This window comes from Pseudomonas sp. Sample_9 (genome assembly GCF_004307535.1).
GTDB lineage: Bacteria > Pseudomonadota > Gammaproteobacteria > Pseudomonadales > Pseudomonadaceae > Aquipseudomonas > Aquipseudomonas mercuritolerans.
Genome location: NZ_RAZO01000470.1, coordinates 1 through 2,524, shown reverse-complemented (window position 1 = coordinate 2,524; position 2,524 = coordinate 1). Strand labels below are relative to the sequence as shown.

Annotated in this window: 3 protein-coding genes; 1 reads left to right on the top strand and 2 read right to left on the bottom strand. The window is 61.5% G+C overall.

Annotated features, from left to right (window positions below):
- The coding region (gene yiaY, locus D6877_RS26990) for an L-threonine dehydrogenase (protein WP_130912667.1) at positions 1-1,067 on the bottom strand (1,067 nt) is incomplete at its 3' end.
- Positions 1,068-1,221: 154 nt separating this feature from the next.
- Between yiaY and D6877_RS26985 the strand changes: the two genes are divergently transcribed.
- Positions 1,222-2,241, top strand: a complete 1,020-nt coding sequence (locus tag D6877_RS26985) for a DUF4917 family protein (RefSeq protein WP_130912666.1) — start codon at positions 1,222-1,224, stop codon at positions 2,239-2,241.
- A gap of 164 nt (positions 2,242-2,405) precedes the next feature.
- On the opposite strand, the gene D6877_RS26975 is transcribed toward D6877_RS26985, so the two are convergent.
- On the bottom strand, positions 2,406-2,524 hold a 119-nt coding region (locus D6877_RS26975; RefSeq protein ID WP_130912665.1), incomplete at its 5' end, for a YegP family protein.

The following is a 2,524-nucleotide window of genomic DNA, read 5'->3' as shown; positions in this document are numbered from 1 at the left end:
GCATTGGCGGCGAGCACCGGGATGTCGCTGAGTTTCGCGCCCAGCTCACGCAGTCCGCCGGGAATCTCCACGTCTTTGGCAAGGTTGCGAATGGCATTGATCGCCGCTTGCGCGCCTTCTTCCGCGCTGAAACCACGAATATCCGCGCCCATGGCGTGGGCGACATCCCTGAGTCGGTCAGCGCATACCAGCGCATTGAAGCTCTGCACATGCGGCAACAGCACGGCATTGCAGACGCCGTGGGGCAAGTCGTAGTAGCCGCCGAGCTGATGCGCCATGGCGTGGACAAATCCGAGCGAGGCGTTGTTGAACGCCATGCCGGCGAGGAACTGCGCGTAAGCCATGTTCTCCCGCGCCGCCAGGTCGCTGCCGTCGCGCACGGCCAGGCGCAGGTTGCCGCTGATCAGGCTCATCGCTTTCAACGCGCAAGCATCGGTGATGGGGTTGGCGGCGGTCGAGACGTAGGCTTCGACAGCGTGGGTCAGTGCATCCATGCCAGTGGCGGCGGTCAGGCCTTTGGGCATCGCGACCATCAGTTCCGGATCGTTGACTGACAGCAGTGGCGTGACGTTGCGGTCGACGATGGCCATTTTCACGTGGCGCGATTCGTCGGTGATGATGCAGAAGCGGGTCATTTCGCTGGCAGTACCGGCGGTGGTGTTGATGGCGATCAGCGGCAATTGCGGCTTGCTCGAGCGATCGACGCCTTCGTAATCGCCGATCTGCCCGCCATTGGTTGCGCAGAGGGCGATGCCCTTGGCGCAATCGTGTGGCGAGCCGCCACCCAGCGACACGACAAAATCGCAACGGCTTTCCTTCAACAGCCCCAGCCCCGATTCGACATTGGCCGTGGTCGGGTTGGGTCTGGCGCCATCGAAGGTCACCGAATCGATGTCCTGCATCGCCAGTTTCTCGGCGATCATCGCGGCCACGCCGGCCTTGGCCAGCCCGCTGTCGGTGACAATCAGCGCCTTGCGAAAGCCATAATTGCGAATCGCGACCATGGCTTCGTCGAGGCAGCCGCTGCCCATGATGTTGACCGCCGGAATGAAGAAGGTGCTGCTCATCGTGTGTCTCCTGACTGGAGCCGGATCGACTGCCTCGATTCGGCGGGTGCACACAGGATCGACCGATCGGTCACAAGCAATGTTGATCTGGCTCAATGTCCGCTCGTGATAAAGTCGCCGTCCATCTGCCCTTTGTTTTGAGACCGCCCACGCAATGACCGATTTTCTCAATGTCGACGCCACCCTCGAAGACTGGAACGCCTTGCGCGCAACGAACGATTTCCAGGGTTTGCTAGTGGGCAATGGCGCCAGCCGCGCGGTGTGGGATGACTTCGGCTACGACTCGCTGTTCGAAAACGCCCGTACGGTCGAAGAGAAACCGCTGAGCCCATCGGAACTGGCGGTATTCGACGCGCTGCAAACCCGCAGCTTCGAGCAAGTGCTGGGCGCCCTGAAAACCACCAGCCGGGTCAACAAGGCGCTGGCGGTCAGTTCAGCGGCGCCGCGCAATCGCTATTACGCGATCAAGGAAGCGCTGATCAACACCGTGCACGCGGTGCACATCCCGTGGCGGCTGGTGCAGCCTTCGACACTGGCCGTGCTCAATGCAGAACTGGCGCGCTATCGCACGGTGTTCACCACCAACTACGACCTGCTCAATTACTGGGCGCTGCAACACCCGGGCGAGGCCATTGACGACCTGTTCAACGGCGCGGACGCGAGTTTCGATCTGAGCCAGAGCGCCACCGAAAAACCGCGCCTGCTGTACCTGCACGGCGGGCTGCATCTGGTGCGCAATCAGGACGGCACCGCACGCAAACTGACCTCGACCGAAGGCACGCTGCTCGGCAGTTTCGCCATCAACAACACGATCAAAACCCTGGACGACGTGCCCCTGTTCGTCACCGAAGGGCCGAGCGCCGACAAGCTCAAGACCATCCGCAGTTCGGATTATCTGTCGTTCTGTTACGAGCAGTTATTGGCCCATGGCGACAGCCTGTGCATCTTCGGCCATGCGCTGGGCGAGCAGGATGCACACTTGGTGCGGGCATTGCGCCTGGCCAGACCCGCGACCGTGGCGATCTCGATTTACCCGCGCAGTGCCGCGTTCATCCAGCATCAGAAGCGTCACTTCGCCAAGGTGTTTGAAGGTACCGGAGTTGAGTTGCGGTTCTTTGATGCCAAGAGTCATGCCCTGGGCGACCCGCAGTTGTCGGTACCGGTTGAGGTTTGATATTGGCCGGGCTGACGCCTTCGCGAGCAGGCTCGCTCCCACAATGGAATGCGGTCACCTGTGGGAGCGAGCCTGCTCGCGAAGACGGCCTGGCAGCCAATCCAAAAGGTGACTGGAACACCGCTTTCGCGAGCAGGCTCGCTCCCACAGGTTGATGTCGGATTTCAGAGTACAGGCAGGGTCTTGTCCTTGATGGTTTTCGTCGACCCGTTGGCCTTCACGCTGGCAATGCCCTTGTCGCACGCGCCATCCGATGAATACGACTCGCTGCTGCCGATGACCT